We start from the raw sequence: 15,446 nt of genomic DNA on the forward strand, positions 1-15,446 counted from the left end.
TGCTGCGCTACGGTCATACCTTCCCTCCGCGCATCATCACCCGGTTCTCATAGTCGATACGCAGCAGGATCGCCAGCGCCACGCAGTTCATCAGGATGCCCGAGCCGCCGTAGCTCACCAGCGGCAAGGTCAGCCCCTTGGTGGGCAGCAGGCCCAGGTTCACGCCCATATTGATAAAGGTCTGCCAGCCAACCCAGATGCCGATGCCCTTGGCCACCAGGCCGGCAAAGGTGCGGTCGAGCTGCAGGGCGGTGCGGCCGATCTCGAAGGCGCGGCGCACCATCCAGTAGAACAGCACGATCACCACCAGCACGCCCACAAAGCCGAACTCCTCGCCAATCACGGCGAGGATGAAGTCGGTATGCGCCTCGGGCAGGTAGTGCAGCTTCTCGATGCTGCCGCCCAGCCCCACCCCGGTCCACTCGCCGCGGCCGAAGGCGATCAGCGAATGGGTGAGCTGGTAAGCCTTGCCCAGCGCGTTGGCTTCTTCCCACGGGTTCAGATAGGCGAAGATCCGCTCGCGCCGCCAGGGCGACGCCGTGATCAGCAGCGCGAACGCGCCCACCGCCACGCCAACCAGGCCGGCGAACAGCTTGCCGTTGATGCCACCGAGGAAGAGGATGCCCATGGCGACGGTGGCCACCACCAGGAAGGCGCCCATGTCGGGCTCCAGCAGCAGCAGCATGCCGACCACCACCACGGCCACGCCCATCGGCAGGAAGCCCTTGCCCACGTTCTGCATCCACTCCTGCTTGCGCACGGTGTAGTTGGCGGTGTACAGCACCACCGCCAGTTTCATGAACTCGGAGGGCTGGAAGTTCATGATGCCCAGCGGAATCCAGCGCCGCGCGCCATTCACGCCCTTGCCCACGAACGGCACCAGCACGACGATCAGCATCACCAGCGCGATCACGAACAGCTTGGGCGCGTACTTATCCCAGAACTTGACCGGGATCTGGAAGGCCAGCAGGCCCATGGACAGCCCGATGAACAGCGCAAACGCGTGGCGCGCGAGGAAGTGGCTCTCGCGGTAGTTTGCATAGCGCGGCGAGTCAGGCAGCGCGATCGAGGCCGAATAGACCATCACCAGGCCAAGCGCGAGCAGCACGATCGCCACCCACAGCAGTGGCTGGTCGTATTCCATCATGCGCGAGCGCGTCGGCTTGACGCCGGACACCGCATCGCGCAAGCCGCCCCAGGCGTTGCCGATGGTGGCCCCGATAAAGCCGCTACGCTTGACCTGTGCGTCGCTCATGGCACGATCCCCCTGGACATCGCCAGTTCTTCCACCGCGGCGCGAAAGACTTCGGCACGGTGCACATAATTACGGAACATGTCGAGGCTGGCGCACGCCGGCGACAGCAGCACGGCGTCACCGCCCTGCGCCGCACTGGCGGCCAGCGTGACCGCCTGCTCCAGCGTGGCGGCATCGGCCAGCGTGACGCCAGTGTCCTGGAGCGCGCGGCGCAGATCGCCGGCATCCTTGCCGATCAGCACCACGGCGCGCGCGTACTGCGCCACCGGCGCGGCCAGCGGCGAGAAATCCTGCCCCTTGCCTTCCCCGCCGGCAATCAGCACCACCCGCTTGTCCAGGCCGGACAACGCGGCGACGGTGGCGCCCACATTGGTGCCCTTGCTGTCATCGAAGAACTCGACATCATCCACCGTGGCGACCCACTCCACGCGGTGCGGCTCGCCGCGGTACTCGCGCAGGCCATGCAGCAACGCGTTCATCGGCAGGTCGATGGCGCGGCACAGCGCCAGCGCGGCCATGGCGTTGGTAGCGTTGTGCATGCCACGGATATGCAGCGCGTCGGCAGGCATCAGGCGCTTGTGGCGCACCGGCACGGCTTGCTCGCTCTCGGCGGCCGCGGCCTTGCGGCGGCGCGGCTTGTTCTCGCCTTCGGCTTCGCTATCGGGCTCGGCCACCACCAGCCAGGGCATGCCGCCCTCGCGCTGGACGCCGAAGCAACCCGGGAATTCGGGCAGATCAGTGCCGAAGGTCACCAGTGCGCTGGCCGGGCGGGCCATATCCAGGCTGAGCCGGTCATTGCGGTTCAGGATCTGCAGGCAGCCGGCTTCGCCGGGCGCCGGCACCGGGCCGAAGATCCGGGCCTTGGCGGCGGCATAGGCTTCCATGCTGCCGTGCCAGTCAAGATGGTCCTGGGTGATGTTGAGCACCGTGGCCGCGTGCGGCGCCAGCGTATGCGTGGTCTCCAGCTGGAAGCTCGACAGTTCCAGCACCCAGACCTCGGGCAGCGTGGCCGAGGCGATGCAGGCGGCCAGCTTGTCCAGCGCCGACGGACTGATATTTCCCGCCACCGCCACGCTCTTGCCAGCGCGCTCCACCAGGCGGCCGGTCAGCGCGGTAGTGGTGGTCTTGCCGTTGGTGCCGGTGATGGCCAGCAGCTTCGGCGCGTAGCCCGACTCTGCCCGCAGATGCGCGAGCGCGCGCGCGAACAGCTCGATTTCGCCCCATACTGGAATGCCACGCTCGCGCGCCACTGCCAGCAGCGCGGCGGTATCGCTCTCCAGCGGCGACAGGCCAGGGCTGATCGTCACCAGTTCGATGCCGTCGAGCAGCGCTTCGGCCAGGGCGCCGCCATGAAACTCGGCCGAGGGCAGCTCGGCCTGCAGGAAGACCAGGTTGGCGGGAGCCTCGCGCGTGTCGGCAACGCGCACGGGGGCACCATACAGGCCGCACCAGCGCGCCATCGCCAGCCCCGATTCGCCGAGGCCCAGCACCAGCACATGAGGTTTTTGCAACTCGCCAAACACTTCGATTCCCGCCTTTCTTGCGTTACTGCGTTAATAGATACGGATACGCGCTGGTTTCAGCGCAACTTGAGCGACGACAGCCCGATCAGCACCAGCAACATGGTGATGATCCAGAAGCGCACCGTCACCTGCGTTTCCTTCCAGCCCGACAATTCAAAGTGGTGGTGCAGCGGCGCCATCTTGAACAACCGCCTGCCCTCGCCGTAGCGCCGCTTGGTGATCTTGAACCAGCCCACCTGCAGCATCACCGACAACGTTTCCACCACGAAGATGCCGCCCATCACGAACAGCACAATCTCCTGGCGCACGATCACTGCCACCGTGCCCAGCGCGCCGCCCAGTGCCAGCGCGCCAACGTCGCCCATGAAGACCTGGGCCGGGTGCGCGTTGAACCAGAGGAAGGCCAGCCCCGCCCCCGCCAGCGCCGAGCAAAAGATCAGCAATTCGCCGGCCCCGGGAATATGGGGGAACAGCAAGTACTTGCTGTAGACCGAACTGCCCATCACGTAAGCAAACACGCCCAGCCCGCTGCCGACCAGCACCACCGGCATGATCACCAGGCCGTCCAGCCCATCGGTCAGGTTCACCGCATTGCTCGAACCCACGATCACCAGATAGGTCAGCACGATGAAGCCGGCCACGCCCAGCGGATAGCTCACTTCCTTGAAGAAAGGCACGATCAGGTTGGACTTGTAAGGCATGTCGAGCGACAAACCGCCTTCGACCCAGCCCAGGAACAGGTCCCACACCCGCACATTGCTGCTTTCCGATACCGAGAACGCCAGGTAGACCGCGGCCACCAGGCCGATCAGGGTCTGCCAGAAAAACTTCTCGCGGCTCGACATGCCGCGCGGATCGCGATAAACCACCTTGCGGTAGTCATCCACCCAGCCGATCGCGCCGTAGCCCAGGGTCACCAGCATCACGACCCAGATAAAGCGGTTGCCCCAGTCGCACCACAGCAACGTGGAGATAGCGATCGACACCAGCACCAGCACGCCGCCCATGGTGGGCGTGCCGGCCTTGACCAGGTGCGACTGCGGGCCGATGGTGCGCACCGCCTGGCCGATCTTGAGTTCGGTCAGCTTGCGGATCACCCACGGCCCTAGGCCGAGCCCGATCAAAAGCGCGGTGAGGTTAGCCATCACCGCGCGGAAGGTCAGGTAGTTGAAGACCCGCAGGAAGCTGTAGTCGTTTTGCAGCCACTGGGCCAGAGCCAATAACATCGTGTGTCCGTATTCCTTTCGACAACCACCCAGCGGCGCCGGGCTATCTGACTGATTGCGTAAATAACTATTGATGACGATTAATGCGCGGGAGTGTTTGCGACCAGCGCATCGACCATCCGTTCCATCCGCATGAACCGAGATCCCTTCACCAGTACCGCGCTTGCTGCCGCCACGGCACCGTCCTTGTCTTGCGCCAACGCCTGGGCGAGGTCCTCGGCCCGCTCGAAATACCGGGCTGTGGCGCCGAATGCCTGCACGGCGTGCACCATGGCCTCGCCGGTTGCCCACAGCGCCTCGATGCCGCGCGCGTTCGCGTAGGCGCCGATCTCCGTGTGAAAGGCCGGCCCCTGGTCACCCACTTCACCCATGTCGCCCAGCACCAGCAAACGCGGCGCGGCAAACCCGGCCAGCACGTCGATAGCCGCTCGTACCGAATCGGGATTGGCGTTGTAGCTGTCATCGATCACCAGCGTGCCGCCGGTGGCATGCTTGACCTGCAGCCGGCCCTTGACCGCGGCAAACCCGGCCAGCCCTGCCTGGATCGCCTCGATGCCGACGCCCGCGCCCAGCGCGCAGGCGATCGCCGCCAGCGCGTTGCGCACGTTGTGGGTGCCAAGCACCGACAGGCGGACCTCGAACGCAGCACCAGGCGCGCTGACCTGCATCACTTGCACGCCGTCGTCCAGAGCCACATCGGCGCGGACATCGGCGCTGGCATCCAGGCCAAACGACAGCACGCGGCGCGCACCGGCTGCCTGGCGCCAGATGCCGGCATGCGCGCCGCCGCCTTCGGCGTCGAGCGGGAACACCGCCACGCCGTCTGCGGGCAACGCCGCAATCGCCGCGGCGTGTTCATGCGCCACGGCCTCCACGTTCACCATGAACTCCTGGTGCTCGCGCTGCGCGTTGGTCACCACCGCCACGGTAGGCTGTGCGATGCTGGCCAGGTAGACGGTCTCACCCGGGTGGTTCATGCCGAGCTCGAGCACGGCGAGCCGGTGCACGGCGGACAGCCGCAGCACGGTCAGCGGCAGGCCGATATCGTTGTTCAGGTTGCCGCCCGTTGCCAGGCGGGCGCCCTCCCCTACCGCCGCCGCGAAGATCGCGGCGATCATCTCCTTGACGGTGGTCTTGCCGTTGCTGCCCGTCACCGCGACCGCGGGCAGGCTGAAACGGCGGCGCCAGCCGGCGGCCAGCTGGCCCAGCGCCAGGCGGGTATCGGGCACCACGATGGCGGAAATGCCAAGCGCGGCGTCGGGCTCACGGTCCACCAGCACCGCGGCGGCGCCACGCGCCACCACGTCGGCCAGGAAATCGTGCGCATCGAAGCGCTCGCCCTTGAGCGCGACAAACAGGTCGCCGGGCTGGACCGTGCGGCTGTCAGTCAGCACGCGCGAGAACGCCCGGCTGGCTGCGCCATCGGGCCCGGAAAGACGCGCGCCGGCGATCCAGCCGGCGGCTTGCTGCAAATCGGTCATGGTGTATTGCGTCATGCTGACACCCCACGCGTGCCCAGCGTCAGCCGGACATGCTCGCGGTCGGAGAAAGGCCGCTTGCGGCCCTGCACCTCCTGGGTGGCTTCGTGCCCCTTGCCGGCCACCAGCACCACATCGGCTACGGTGGCGTGCTTGATGGCATACAGGATGGCAGCTGCGCGGTCCTCGATCAGGTGCGCGCGGCTGCGGTCGGCCATGCCGTCGGCAATGGCGTTCAGGATGTCTTGCGGGTCTTCGCTGCGCGGGTTGTCGCTGGTCAGCACCACCTCGTCGGCAAGCCGCTCGGCCACTTCGCCCATCAGCGGGCGCTTGATCGGGTCGCGGTCGCCGCCACAGCCGAACACGCACCACAGCCGGCCCTTGCGGGCCTGGGCCACGGGGCGCAGCGCATCCAGCGTCTTTTCCAGTGCATCCGGGGTGTGGGCGTAATCGACCACTGCCAGCGGCCCGTCCTGGCCGCCATGGCTGCCGCCGAACAACTCCATGCGGCCGTCGACCGGCTTGAGGGTGCGCAGCGCGTCGATGGCAGCGGCCCAGGCAATGCCGTTGGCCAGCGTGGCGCCCAGCACGGCGAGCAGGTTGCTGACATTGAAAGCGCCGATCATCGGCGTGCTGACATCGGCGCTGCCGAAGCTGCCATCCACATGGAAGGCCGTGCCGGCAGCGGTGGCACGCACGTTGGTCGCGCGCAGCCACTGGCCTGTCTTGCGGGTAGGGGCGGCCGCGCCATCGATGCCGTATTCGATCACCTGCGCGGCGAGCGCAGGATTGGCCAGCAGGCGCCCCCCCATGGCATCGTCGCGGTTGATCACGGCGGCACGCAGGCCGGGCCATTGGAACAGCAGGGCCTTGGCCGCCTCGTACTCGGCCATGGTGCCGTGGTAGTCGAGATGGTCCTGGGTCAGGTTGGTCAGCACCGCCACCGCAAAGTGCGTGCCGGCCACGCGGCCTTGCTCCAGGCCGTGCGAGGACACTTCCATGGCGACCGCGCGCGCGCCGGCGCCATGCAGCGCGGCCAGGCTGTCCTGCAGCTGGACGGCGTCGGGCGTGGTGAAGCCGGTCGCCGTGAGCGCATCAGGAAAACCGGTGCCAAGCGTGCCGATGGTGGCGCAGCGCTTGCCCGCGGCCTGCAGCACGCGCGCCAGCCACTGGCAGCACGACGTCTTGCCATTGGTGCCGGTGATGCCGGTCACGGCGAGATCGCGCGCGGCGTTGTCATACCAGCTGGCCGCAATCGGGCCGGCGAACTGGTGCAGGCCCGACACGCCAAGATGCGGCACGCCTTCGCCATGCGGCCAGGCGAAACCATCGGCCTCAAAGACCACGGCGCTGGCGCCGCGGGCGATCGCCTGGGCGATATGGGGGCGCCCATCGGTCGACAGGCGCGCATTGCCCAGCACATAGGCAAAGAACACGTCGCCCTGGGCCAGACGGCGCGTGTCGCCCGTCAGCTTGGCGCCGGCGGGCGCGTGCTGGCGCAGCCAGGCCAAGGCATCGCCAGCCTGCGCGGCCACTTCGAGGGGGAGCAGCGTACGGGTCATTGCGTCGCGCTCCACGGTTCGCTTTCCTGCACCTTGTCGCTCACGACCAACTGGCGGATCGGCGAATCCGGTTGCACGTTGAGCGCGCGTAGCGCGCCGCCGGTAATCGCGGAGAAGGCCGGGCCCGCAGCGGCGCCACCATAGTGGCTGCCGGAGGTAGGCTCATCCACGCTCACGGCCACGATCACGCGCGGGTTGGACATCGGCGCCAGGCCGATGAAGGAAGCCCGGTACTTGCTGCGGTCGTAGCCGCGGCCCACGTGCTTGTACGCCGTGCCCGTCTTGCCGCCAACCCGGTAGCCCATCACCTGGGCTTCAGGCGCAGTGCCGCCAGGCGCCGTCACCGTCTCCAGCATGGCCCGCACCTGGCGCGCCACCTCGGGCGACAGCACGCGCTCGCCAGTGACCGGGCCCTGGTTCCGGAACATGGTGACCGGGATCAGTTCGCCATCATGGGCGAAGATGGTGTAAGCGTGGGCGATCTGGAACAGCGACACCGACAGGCCGTACCCATAGGACATGGTCGCCTGCTCGATGGGCCGCCAGCTCTTGTACGGGCGCACCCGTCCGGCCACGGCGCCGGGGAAGCCGATCTTGGGCGCCTGGCCCAGGCCCACGCTCATATACATATCCCACATTTCCTGTGGCTTGAGCAGCATCGAAATCTTGGTCGTGCCGATGTTGCTGGACTTCTGGATGATGCCGGCCACGGTCAGCGCCCCGTAGTTATGGGTGTCGCTGATGGTGGCGCCTTCGTAGTTGAACTTGCCGGTCGTGGCAAATACCGTCGACGGCGTGACGCGCTTGAGCTGCAGCGCCAGGCCGATCGTGATCGGCTTCATCATCGAGCCCGGCTCGAAGGTGTCGGTCAGGACCCGGTTGCGCAGCTGCTCGCCCGACAGGCGGGTGCGGTCGTTGGGGTTGTAGGTCGGCCAGTTGGCCAGCGCCAGCACCTCGCCGGTCTGCGCGTCGAGCACCACGGCGCTGGCTGCCTTGGCCTTGCTGCGCTCGACGATGGCCTTGACCTCGTTGTAGGCCAGGTACTGGATCTTGGCGTCGATGGAGAGCTGCTGGTCCTCGCCGTCGCGCGGCGTCTTGAGGATGCCCACATCCTCCACCACGCGGCCAAGGCGGTCCTTGATCACCTGGCGCGCGCCGGACTTGCCGGCCAGCACGCCCTCGCGCGCCAGCTCGACGCCTTCCTGCCCGCGGTCTTCGACATTGGTAAAGCCGACGATGTGCGCCATCGCCTCGCCTTCCGGATAAAAGCGCTTGTATTCGCGGGTCTGGTGAATGCCTTCGATCTTGAGCGCGGCGATCTTGTCCGCGACATCCTGCAGCACCTGGCGCTTCAGGTAGACGAAGCTCTTGTCTTCCGTGAATTTGCGGCGCAGTTCCTTGTCGCTCATGTCGAGCAGCTTGCTCAACTGGCGGATCTTGTCAGCGTCGATCTCGTCGGGCACATCCTCCGGGACCGCCCAGATGGCCTTCACGGGCAAGCTGGTCGCCAGCACCAGCCCATTGCGGTCGAGGATCTTGCCGCGCGTTGCGGGCAGCTCGAGCGTGCGCTGGAAGCGCTTCTTGCCTTCGGCCTCGTAGAACTGGTTGCCCGGGCCCTGGATCCAGAGCGCGCGCCCAGCCAGGGCGACGAAGGCGGCGAACATCATGAACACCACCAGCTTCGAGCGCCACATCGGCAGGCGCAAGCCAAGCACGGGGCTAGCGGCGAACTGGCCGGTGCGCGGGCGCGAAGGGTTGCCGCGCTGGGCGTTTTGCGAGGGCCGGGCGATGGTCATGGCTTACTCCCCTCGGGTGCTGCAGCCGCGGGCGCGCTGGCGGGCGGCGCGTCCAGCACCACGCCGGCCAGGTATTGGGTCCTGCCGGGAAGCACCGGCGTCATCTTCAACTGTGTCCGGGCTGCGTCCGCGATGCGCGCGCTCTTGCCGAGCGAGCTCTGCTGGTACTGCAAGCGGGACCAGTCGATGTCGAGCTGCTTTTCTTCCGCTTGCGCGCGCTCGTGGGCGACGAACAGGGTGCGGGCTTGGTGCTGCGCGCTCACCAGCGAGAGCGCGCACAGCATCAGGGCAGCCAGCAGGAAGAAAGTCAGGCGGTTCATGGGCGGCCCGCCTTCTGGGTGGAAGCGGACGAAGGGGACGCCGGGGACGGCAGCTTCTCGGCCACGCGCATCACCGCGGAGCGGGCACGCGGATTGGCGGCAACCTCTTCGGCGCCCGGCTTGACCCGGCCGAGCAGCTTCAGCGTGGGCTGCGGCAGCTGGTCCGCGCGCAGGGGCGCGCGGCGCATGGCGGGATCGGCATTCTGCTGCGGACGGGCGTGCGCCTGCATGAACCGCTTGACGATGCGGTCCTCAAGCGAATGAAAACTGATGACCACCAGCCGTCCGCCTTCCTGCAACAAGTCGTAAGCGGCGCTCAGGCCGCTTTCGAGGTCCGCAAGCTCTTGATTGACGTGAATCCGTAGAGCCTGAAAGGTGCGGGTCGCAGGGTCCTGACCCTTCTCGCGTGTTTTGACGGCTTTCGCCACGAGCGCGGCAAGCTCGGCAGTAGTGGCAAGCGGTCCGCCATGGCCGGGTTCGCTCCGGCGAGCAACAACCGCCTTTGCAATCTGTACAGCAAACCGTTCTTCCCCATAGTCCCGTATCACCCTTGCGATGTCTTGCTCATCCGCTTGCGCCAGCCACTGCGCGGCGGTCATGCCGCGCGTGGTGTCCATGCGCATGTCCAGCGGTCCCTCGAAGCGAAAGGAAAACCCCCGCTCCGCGTCGTCGATCTGGGGTGAGCTGATGCCCAGGTCGAGCAATATCCCGGCGACCTTTCCCCGGCCCGCCAGCGCCGCCGGCATCTCGGCGAAGCTGGTGTGCTCAATGGAGAAGCGGGCATCCTTGATGGTGCCCGCCTCTGCGATTGCTGCCGGATCCTTGTCGAAGGCCACCAGTGCCCCGGCCGGGCCCAGCCGGGCCAGAATTGCCCGGCTGTGCCCCCCTCTGCCGAAGGTGCCGTCCACATAGACGCCATCGGGCCGCCAGACCAGGGCTTCGACAGCCTCGTCCAGCAACACGGTGCGATGGCGCAGGGCGGTGGTCCCCGGCGTTTGGGTTGAGCTCATGACCTCGTCAGAAAGAGAAATTCTTTAATGCTTCCGGCATGCCCTGCGCCATCGCCTGCTGTTCCTTGGCGGCGTAGGTTGCGGCATCCCAGACTTCGAAATGGCTGCCCATACCGAGCAGCATGACTTCCTTGTCGAGCAAAGCGGCGCTACGCAGCTCGGGGGCGATCAGCACCCGGCCCGCGCCGTCCATGTCGACATCAGCGGCATTGCCCAGGAAGATGCGCTTCCACCAGTGCGCGTCCATCGGCAAAGCCGCTATGCGACCACGGAAGTTTTCCCATTCAGGGCGCGGAAACAGCAGCAGGCAGCCGTCCGGGTGCTTGGTCAGCGTTACCCGGCCCTCGGCCTGCTGTTGTAGCGCTTCACGGTGCCGCGCCGGAATCGACATCCGGCCCTTGGCATCCAGTGACAGCGCCGATGCGCCCTGAAACAAGCTAGCTCCCCGGTCCGCGCCGGCATGCTTGCCACCGGCTGGCGCGTGAATCCTTTAAATCCGACGTTGGGCGATGATCCCATAGCCAGACTGCGTTTTCACACAAAAACACACTTCCTCACACTATTTCCCACTTTAGAGGAAGCGATTTCACGGGTCAAGGCTCGTTGTGGGGCAACAATCCGGGTTTTTTTAATTAGAACAATGACTTAGCGCGCACACCTCGCGCACCGAAAAAGTGAATTCCCAATGAAATGAAGATCTTATGGAAGAAAGCAGAGAAACCACCTGAGAACAACTGAGGAAGGAACTGCCTGCAGCAGGAAAAACGGCCGAGCCGGACCGATGGAAGGATACAACGTTTTCGCGTCTACCCCGCGTGCGGGGGGGTACCTGGCTTACCGGCGCGCGAGGCGCCGGGGCGGGGCTTCCCGCCTCCGTCGCCGTCCCTCAGATCCGATACGCGGCGGTGGTCATCACCTTGGAGGCCGCCCGCATCATCGCGCGCACCGGCGAGGGCAGCGGCATGCCGCCCGCCTCGCGGGCGGCGGCGCCGTGCCTCACCTCGTCATCGCGCATCTGCTCCAGGATCGCGCGCGACCGGTCGTCGGCAACGGGGATCTGCTCGAGATGGCCATTCAGGTGCTGCTCGACCTGGTACTCGGTCTCGGAGACGAATCCCAGGCTGACGCGGTCGCCCGCTCGCCCCGCCGCCCAGCCGATGGCAAACGCGCCCGCGTACCAGAGCGGGTTGAGCAGGCTGGGACGCGAGCCGAGCTCGCGCAGGCGTTCGGCGCACCAGCCGAGATGGTCTTCTTCCTCGCGCGCGGCCTCATCCATCTGCGCGCGAACCTGCGGCGTGCGCGCGGTCAGCTTCTGGGCCTGGTAAAGGGCTTGCGCGCAGACCTCACCCACGTGATTGATGCGCATGAGCCCGGCCACGTGGCGGCGTTGCGTCTCGTCGAGGCTCTGCGCATCGGGCGCAAGCGCCTCGGCAGGATTGGCGCGGCTGGCGCGGGTGACGCCTGCGATCGCGCGCAAGGCCACATCGAATTCGCGAATCAAGGTATCCATGGATGCATGGCTGGTGGTTGCTCGGAGCGGTTCCGCGTCCCACGCCCTGGCGAAGGGGGAAATGGACCGATGAATACGCCCTCGGGATTTCCCGCATTGTACCGTGGCGGACTTGCCGGGCCTCTCCCGCGTGGCCCGTGCCGGCAAGGGCCAGATACTCCAAAACCCTGAGTTGTGAAAAGCTGACAAGGGCAGTGAACCCGATTGTGAATCGAAGGCGGTTTGTTACAGTAGTTGGCAGCTTCTGACGAAGTTGGGTAAGCGGAAAATGGAGACTCAGGAGGTTTCTCCGCTGGCCACCAATAATTCTTACACGGAGATCATCGAGCATGAAAAAATCGCTTCTCGCGCTGGCTGCGTTGGGTGCATTCGCGGGTGCCGCACAGGCCCAGTCCAGCGTGACGCTGTACGGCGTTGCGGATATGAACCTCGAATACGTCAATCACCTCGGCGTTGCGCCGACGGCCACCAACGGCTTCAATACCGGCCGAGGCAACTCTGTCTTTCGCATGTCCTCCGGTGGCCTGTCCGGCTCGCGTTGGGGCTTGCGCGGCGTGGAAGACCTGGGCGGCGGCTTGAAGGCGCTGTTCGTGCTCGAAAACGGCTTCGCCCTCGACACCGGCTCGCTGCAGCAAGGCGGCCGGCTGTTCGGTCGTCAAGCGTACGTGGGTATCGAAAGCGCCCAGGCTGGCCGCTTCACCTTTGGTCGCCAGTACACCACGCTGTTCGACCTGCTCGCCAACTTCTCGCCCAGCGGCTACGCCACCCAGTATGAGCCGGTGGTCGCCCAGCTCGGCCTGAACTTCCGCTCCGACAACACGGCCAAGTACACGGGCGTATTCGGTCCGGTGACCGCGATCGCGCACTGGTCCTTCGGCAACGGTGCGCTCGGCGCAGGCGAAGTCCCGGGCCAGTTCCGCCGCGACACCGGCTACGGCGCCGGCGTGGCCTACGCTGCCGGTCCGTTCGGCGCGACCATCGCCTACGACCAGTACAACCCGACCCTGAGCACGACCGGCGACACCGGCACGTTCAAGAAGGCGGCGGTGGCAGGCAGCTATGCCTTCGGTCCGGCCAAGATCATGGGCGGCTATCGCTGGGGCCAATCCAAGGGCCCGGGCGGCGCGACCGTGCTGCGTGACAATTACTACTGGATCGGTGCCAACTACCAGGTCACCGCACCGCTGGGCCTGACGCTGCAGTACAACTACGACGACGTCAAGAACCTCGGCGGCATCAACGTCAAGAACCCGTGGCAGGTTTCGTTCATTGCCGACTACAACCTGTCCAAGCGTACCGACATCTACCTGACGGCCGCGTACGCGAAGAACGCCGGCCTGAATTTCGACACCTCGGCAATCAGCTTCGCCAACGGTTACTACCTCGGCTCCAACAACGACAACATGCTGGGCGTCGGCGTGGGTATCCGCCACAAGTTCTAAGCGCATCCGCGCGGCACTGCGAAGGCACCTTCGGGTGCCTTTTTTCATGGCGCTGCCTCGCCTTCCTGTCCTAGGGCATCACCTTATCGGCACATTGTTATGCCGACACTACAATGCAGCAGCCCTCCGGATGTACCGGCGATGCGTACCACGCCATCGCGCCGTCCGGCAAAACGCAGGCACCCATAAGGAGACCCCATGCACCGCACCCGCCGCCGCGCGACCCAAAGGCTGCTTGCCACCCTCGCCGGTGCCTGCCTTGGCCCCCTTGCCTGGCAAGCGCCCGCGCAAGCCGCGGATCCCTATCCCAGCAAGCCGATCCGCCTGGTGGTGCCGTTCCCCGCCGGCGGCACGACCGACATCCTGGCGCGTGCAGTGGCCGCCGAGCTGTCGAAGCTCCAGGGCTGGAACGTAGTCGTCGACAACCGGCCGGGCGCGGGCGGCAACATCGGCACCGACATGGTCGCCAAGGCGGCGCCGGACGGCTACACGCTGCTGATGGGCACGGTGGGCACGCATGGCATCAACCAGTCTCTGTACGGCAAGCTGCCGTTCGACCCGGTCAAGGACTTCACCCCCATCACCGAGGTGGCCTCGGTGCCCAATGTGCTGGTGGTCAACCCCGCCTTCGCGCAGCAAAACCGCATCAACAGCGTCACCGACCTGATCGCGTATGCGCGCGCCAACCCGGGCAAGCTCAATATGGCGTCGAGCGGCAACGGTACCTCGATCCACCTGGCAGGCGAGCTGTTCAAGACCCAGACCCGTACCTTCATGGTGCACTTCCCCTACAAGGGCAGCGGCCCGGCCCTGACCGACCTGGCCGGCGGCACCATGCAGCTCATGTTCGACAACCTGCCCTCGTCGATGGCGCTGATCAAGAGCGGCAAGCTCAAGGCGCTGGCGGTCACCAGCGCCAAACCCTCGCCGGCGCTGCCGGGTGTGCCAACGGTGGCAGAGGCGGCCCGCCTGCCGGGCTTCGAGGCCAGTTCCTGGTTCGGCTTGCTGGCGCCTGCCGGCACGCCGCATGAGGTCGTCGCGCGCGTCCAGCAGGAAGTCACGCGCGCGCTGGCCACGCCGGCCATGCGGGAAAAGATGCTGGCCCAGGGCGCCGACCCGGTCGGCAACACGCCGGAGCAGTTCGCCGCCTTTATCCGCGCCGAGCTCACCAAGTGGGCCAAGGTGGTCAAGGACTCGGGCGCCAAGGTGGATTGAGGCGCGCGCCGGCCCGTGGCGGCGTGCGAGCGCATATACTTGAGGCATCAAACAACCAGCGTGCCGCGATGCCCACCCCACCTGCCGCCGAGGCCCCGCCCAAGGCCGGCGCCGAAGAAGCGCCGGTCGATCTCGAAACCAGCGCCGACGATAACGCCCACGACGCCCTGCGCCTGTGGCTGCGCCTGCTGACCTGCACCAATCTGGTCGAGGCCGACATCCGCTCCCGGCTGCGCCAGGATTTCGCCTGCACCCTGCCGCGCTTTGACCTGATGTCCCAGCTCGACCGCCATCCGGAAGGCCTGAAGATGGGCGAGCTGTCCCGCCGCATGATGGTCACCGGCGGCAACGTCACCGGCATCACGGACCAGCTCCAGCAAGAAGGCCTGGTCTCGCGCGAGGCTTTGCCAAGCGATCGCCGCGCTTACCTGATCCGGCTCACGCCGGCCGGACGCACCGCGTTTTCCAAGATGGCGCGCGCGCATGAAGACTGGATCGAGCAATTGTTCGGCGGCCTGCCCCAGACCGACCGGCGCGCCCTGTTCCGCTTGCTGGGCCGGCTCAAGACCGGGCTGGTGAGCGCATGAACGCAGCCCGCTCGGGACCGGGCACGCTTTGCGCCGCGCTGCTGACGCTGCTCCTCGCGGCTTGCCAGAGCACGCCGCCAGGACCCGAGGTGTCACCGCTCAACGTCACCATCAAGCTTGGGCGCATCGGCGCAAAGACGTTGGTGGGCCAGGTCGACATGCCGGACAACGGTGCGGTGAGCACCGCCGTGGGCGTTGGCGGCGGCGCATGGAACGGCGGTGGCTGGAGCGGCGCAGGCGTTGGCTTTTCCGTCGACCTGAACTCGTTGTTACGCCCGCAGCCGCGGCCGCGCATGGACCTGTTCCAGTACACGGTGGCGCCACTGGATGGCAGCGGCGGCAACGTCATCGTCAATGGCCCTGCGGCACCTGGTCTGGAGCCCGGCGCCTGCGTGCGGATGGTCTATCCCGACGGCGCCCCCGAGCCGCTGCTCGTGCCCTCGCGGGAATGCTGACGCGCCCCGCTGAATGAAAAACGGCCTCCCTTGCGGGAGGCCGTTCTTGCTGCGGCGTGCGTGGCTG

Annotated in this window: 14 protein-coding genes; 4 read left to right on the plus strand and 10 right to left on the minus strand. The window is 66.6% G+C overall.

The features are described 5' to 3' along the window. Nucleotides 1-13: 13 nt before the first annotated feature. From ftsW to coq7, 10 genes are all read right to left on the minus strand, one after another. Nucleotides 14-1,255 (minus strand): putative lipid II flippase FtsW, encoded by a 1,242-nt coding sequence (gene ftsW / locus AC1RQC_RS09075; protein WP_006162532.1) that lies wholly within the window; start codon nucleotides 1,253-1,255, stop codon nucleotides 14-16. Further along, the gene (gene murD / locus AC1RQC_RS09080; RefSeq protein WP_492374444.1) at nucleotides 1,252-2,778 is read right to left on the minus strand and encodes a UDP-N-acetylmuramoyl-L-alanine--D-glutamate ligase; all 1,527 of its coding nucleotides are present in this window, start codon (nucleotides 2,776-2,778) and stop codon (nucleotides 1,252-1,254) included. The genes ftsW and murD overlap by 4 nt, the downstream gene beginning before the upstream one ends. Nucleotides 2,779-2,834: 56 nt before the next feature. After that, the gene (gene mraY / locus AC1RQC_RS09085) at nucleotides 2,835-4,004 is read right to left on the minus strand and encodes a phospho-N-acetylmuramoyl-pentapeptide-transferase (RefSeq protein ID WP_017227540.1); all 1,170 of its coding nucleotides are present in this window, start codon (nucleotides 4,002-4,004) and stop codon (nucleotides 2,835-2,837) included. An 80-nt stretch (nucleotides 4,005-4,084) separates the two neighbouring features. After that, the gene (locus AC1RQC_RS09090; RefSeq protein WP_492829097.1) at nucleotides 4,085-5,500 is read right to left on the minus strand and encodes a UDP-N-acetylmuramoyl-tripeptide--D-alanyl-D-alanine ligase; all 1,416 of its coding nucleotides are present in this window, start codon (nucleotides 5,498-5,500) and stop codon (nucleotides 4,085-4,087) included. Continuing rightward, complete coding sequence (locus tag AC1RQC_RS09095; protein ID WP_492374446.1) at nucleotides 5,497-7,044, minus strand: UDP-N-acetylmuramoyl-L-alanyl-D-glutamate--2,6-diaminopimelate ligase; 1,548 nt, start codon at nucleotides 7,042-7,044, stop codon at nucleotides 5,497-5,499. The genes AC1RQC_RS09090 and AC1RQC_RS09095 overlap by 4 nt, the downstream gene beginning before the upstream one ends. Beyond that, entirely contained in the window at nucleotides 7,041-8,840 is a 1,800-nt protein-coding gene (locus AC1RQC_RS09100; RefSeq protein WP_492808082.1) for a peptidoglycan D,D-transpeptidase FtsI family protein, read from the minus strand. Before AC1RQC_RS09100 ends, AC1RQC_RS09095 begins: the two co-directional genes overlap by 4 nt. Continuing rightward, nucleotides 8,837-9,160: a cell division protein FtsL gene (gene ftsL / locus AC1RQC_RS09105; protein WP_043349840.1), complete on the minus strand. Its 324-nt coding sequence runs from the start codon at nucleotides 9,158-9,160 to the stop codon at nucleotides 8,837-8,839. Before ftsL ends, AC1RQC_RS09100 begins: the two co-directional genes overlap by 4 nt. Then, entirely contained in the window at nucleotides 9,157-10,170 is a 1,014-nt protein-coding gene (gene rsmH / locus AC1RQC_RS09110; protein WP_492374448.1) for a 16S rRNA (cytosine(1402)-N(4))-methyltransferase RsmH, read from the minus strand. The genes ftsL and rsmH overlap by 4 nt, the downstream gene beginning before the upstream one ends. Before the next feature lie 7 nt (nucleotides 10,171-10,177). Further along, nucleotides 10,178-10,606, minus strand: coding sequence for a division/cell wall cluster transcriptional repressor MraZ (gene mraZ / locus AC1RQC_RS09115; protein WP_150986800.1), 429 nt, complete (start codon nucleotides 10,604-10,606; stop codon nucleotides 10,178-10,180). Between the two features lie 450 nt (nucleotides 10,607-11,056). Next, a complete protein-coding gene (gene coq7, locus AC1RQC_RS09120; RefSeq protein WP_174423057.1) occupies nucleotides 11,057-11,680 on the minus strand; it encodes a 2-polyprenyl-3-methyl-6-methoxy-1,4-benzoquinone monooxygenase in 624 nt (207 codons plus the stop codon). Nucleotides 11,681-12,009: 329 nt separating this feature from the next. Between coq7 and AC1RQC_RS09125 the strand changes: the two genes are divergently transcribed. The 4 genes from AC1RQC_RS09125 to AC1RQC_RS09140 all read left to right on the plus strand — a co-directional run bounded on the left by AC1RQC_RS09125 (nucleotide 12,010) and on the right by AC1RQC_RS09140 (nucleotide 15,379). Beyond that, the gene (locus tag AC1RQC_RS09125; RefSeq protein ID WP_492882993.1) at nucleotides 12,010-13,122 is read left to right on the plus strand and encodes a porin; all 1,113 of its coding nucleotides are present in this window, start codon (nucleotides 12,010-12,012) and stop codon (nucleotides 13,120-13,122) included. Nucleotides 13,123-13,320: 198 nt separating this feature from the next. Next, nucleotides 13,321-14,337 carry a Bug family tripartite tricarboxylate transporter substrate binding protein gene (locus AC1RQC_RS09130; protein WP_492829088.1) on the plus strand — a complete coding sequence of 339 codons (1,017 nt, stop codon included), beginning with the start codon at nucleotides 13,321-13,323 and terminating at the stop codon, nucleotides 14,335-14,337. 68 nt (nucleotides 14,338-14,405) lie between these two features. Next, the gene (locus tag AC1RQC_RS09135; RefSeq protein ID WP_150986796.1) at nucleotides 14,406-14,924 is read left to right on the plus strand and encodes a MarR family winged helix-turn-helix transcriptional regulator; all 519 of its coding nucleotides are present in this window, start codon (nucleotides 14,406-14,408) and stop codon (nucleotides 14,922-14,924) included. After that, entirely contained in the window at nucleotides 14,921-15,379 is a 459-nt protein-coding gene (locus AC1RQC_RS09140; RefSeq protein ID WP_492374453.1) for a hypothetical protein, read from the plus strand. Before AC1RQC_RS09135 ends, AC1RQC_RS09140 begins: the two co-directional genes overlap by 4 nt. Nucleotides 15,380-15,446 lie beyond the last annotated feature (67 nt).

The sequence above is a fragment of the Cupriavidus sp. GW822-FHT03E04 genome, from assembly GCF_058801495.1.

Coding starts and splice junctions, on each gene's coding strand:
- ftsW (WP_006162532.1), bottom strand. CDS start 1,255: ATGAGCGACGCACAGGTCAAGCGTAGCGGCTTTATCGGGGCCACCATC.
- mraY (WP_017227540.1), bottom strand. CDS start 4,004: ATGTTATTGGCTCTGGCCCAGTGGCTGCAAAACGACTACAGCTTCCTG.
- AC1RQC_RS09090 (WP_492829097.1), bottom strand. CDS start 5,500: ATGACGCAATACACCATGACCGATTTGCAGCAAGCCGCCGGCTGGATC.
- AC1RQC_RS09095 (WP_492374446.1), bottom strand. CDS start 7,044: ATGACCCGTACGCTGCTCCCCCTCGAAGTGGCCGCGCAGGCTGGCGAT.
- AC1RQC_RS09100 (WP_492808082.1), bottom strand. CDS start 8,840: ATGACCATCGCCCGGCCCTCGCAAAACGCCCAGCGCGGCAACCCTTCG.
- ftsL (WP_043349840.1), bottom strand. CDS start 9,160: ATGAACCGCCTGACTTTCTTCCTGCTGGCTGCCCTGATGCTGTGCGCG.
- rsmH (WP_492374448.1), bottom strand. CDS start 10,170: ATGAGCTCAACCCAAACGCCGGGGACCACCGCCCTGCGCCATCGCACC.
- coq7 (WP_174423057.1), bottom strand. CDS start 11,680: ATGGATACCTTGATTCGCGAATTCGATGTGGCCTTGCGCGCGATCGCA.
- AC1RQC_RS09125 (WP_492882993.1), top strand. CDS start 12,010: ATGAAAAAATCGCTTCTCGCGCTGGCTGCGTTGGGTGCATTCGCGGGT.
- AC1RQC_RS09130 (WP_492829088.1), top strand. CDS start 13,321: ATGCACCGCACCCGCCGCCGCGCGACCCAAAGGCTGCTTGCCACCCTC.
- AC1RQC_RS09135 (WP_150986796.1), top strand. CDS start 14,406: ATGCCCACCCCACCTGCCGCCGAGGCCCCGCCCAAGGCCGGCGCCGAA.
- AC1RQC_RS09140 (WP_492374453.1), top strand. CDS start 14,921: ATGAACGCAGCCCGCTCGGGACCGGGCACGCTTTGCGCCGCGCTGCTG.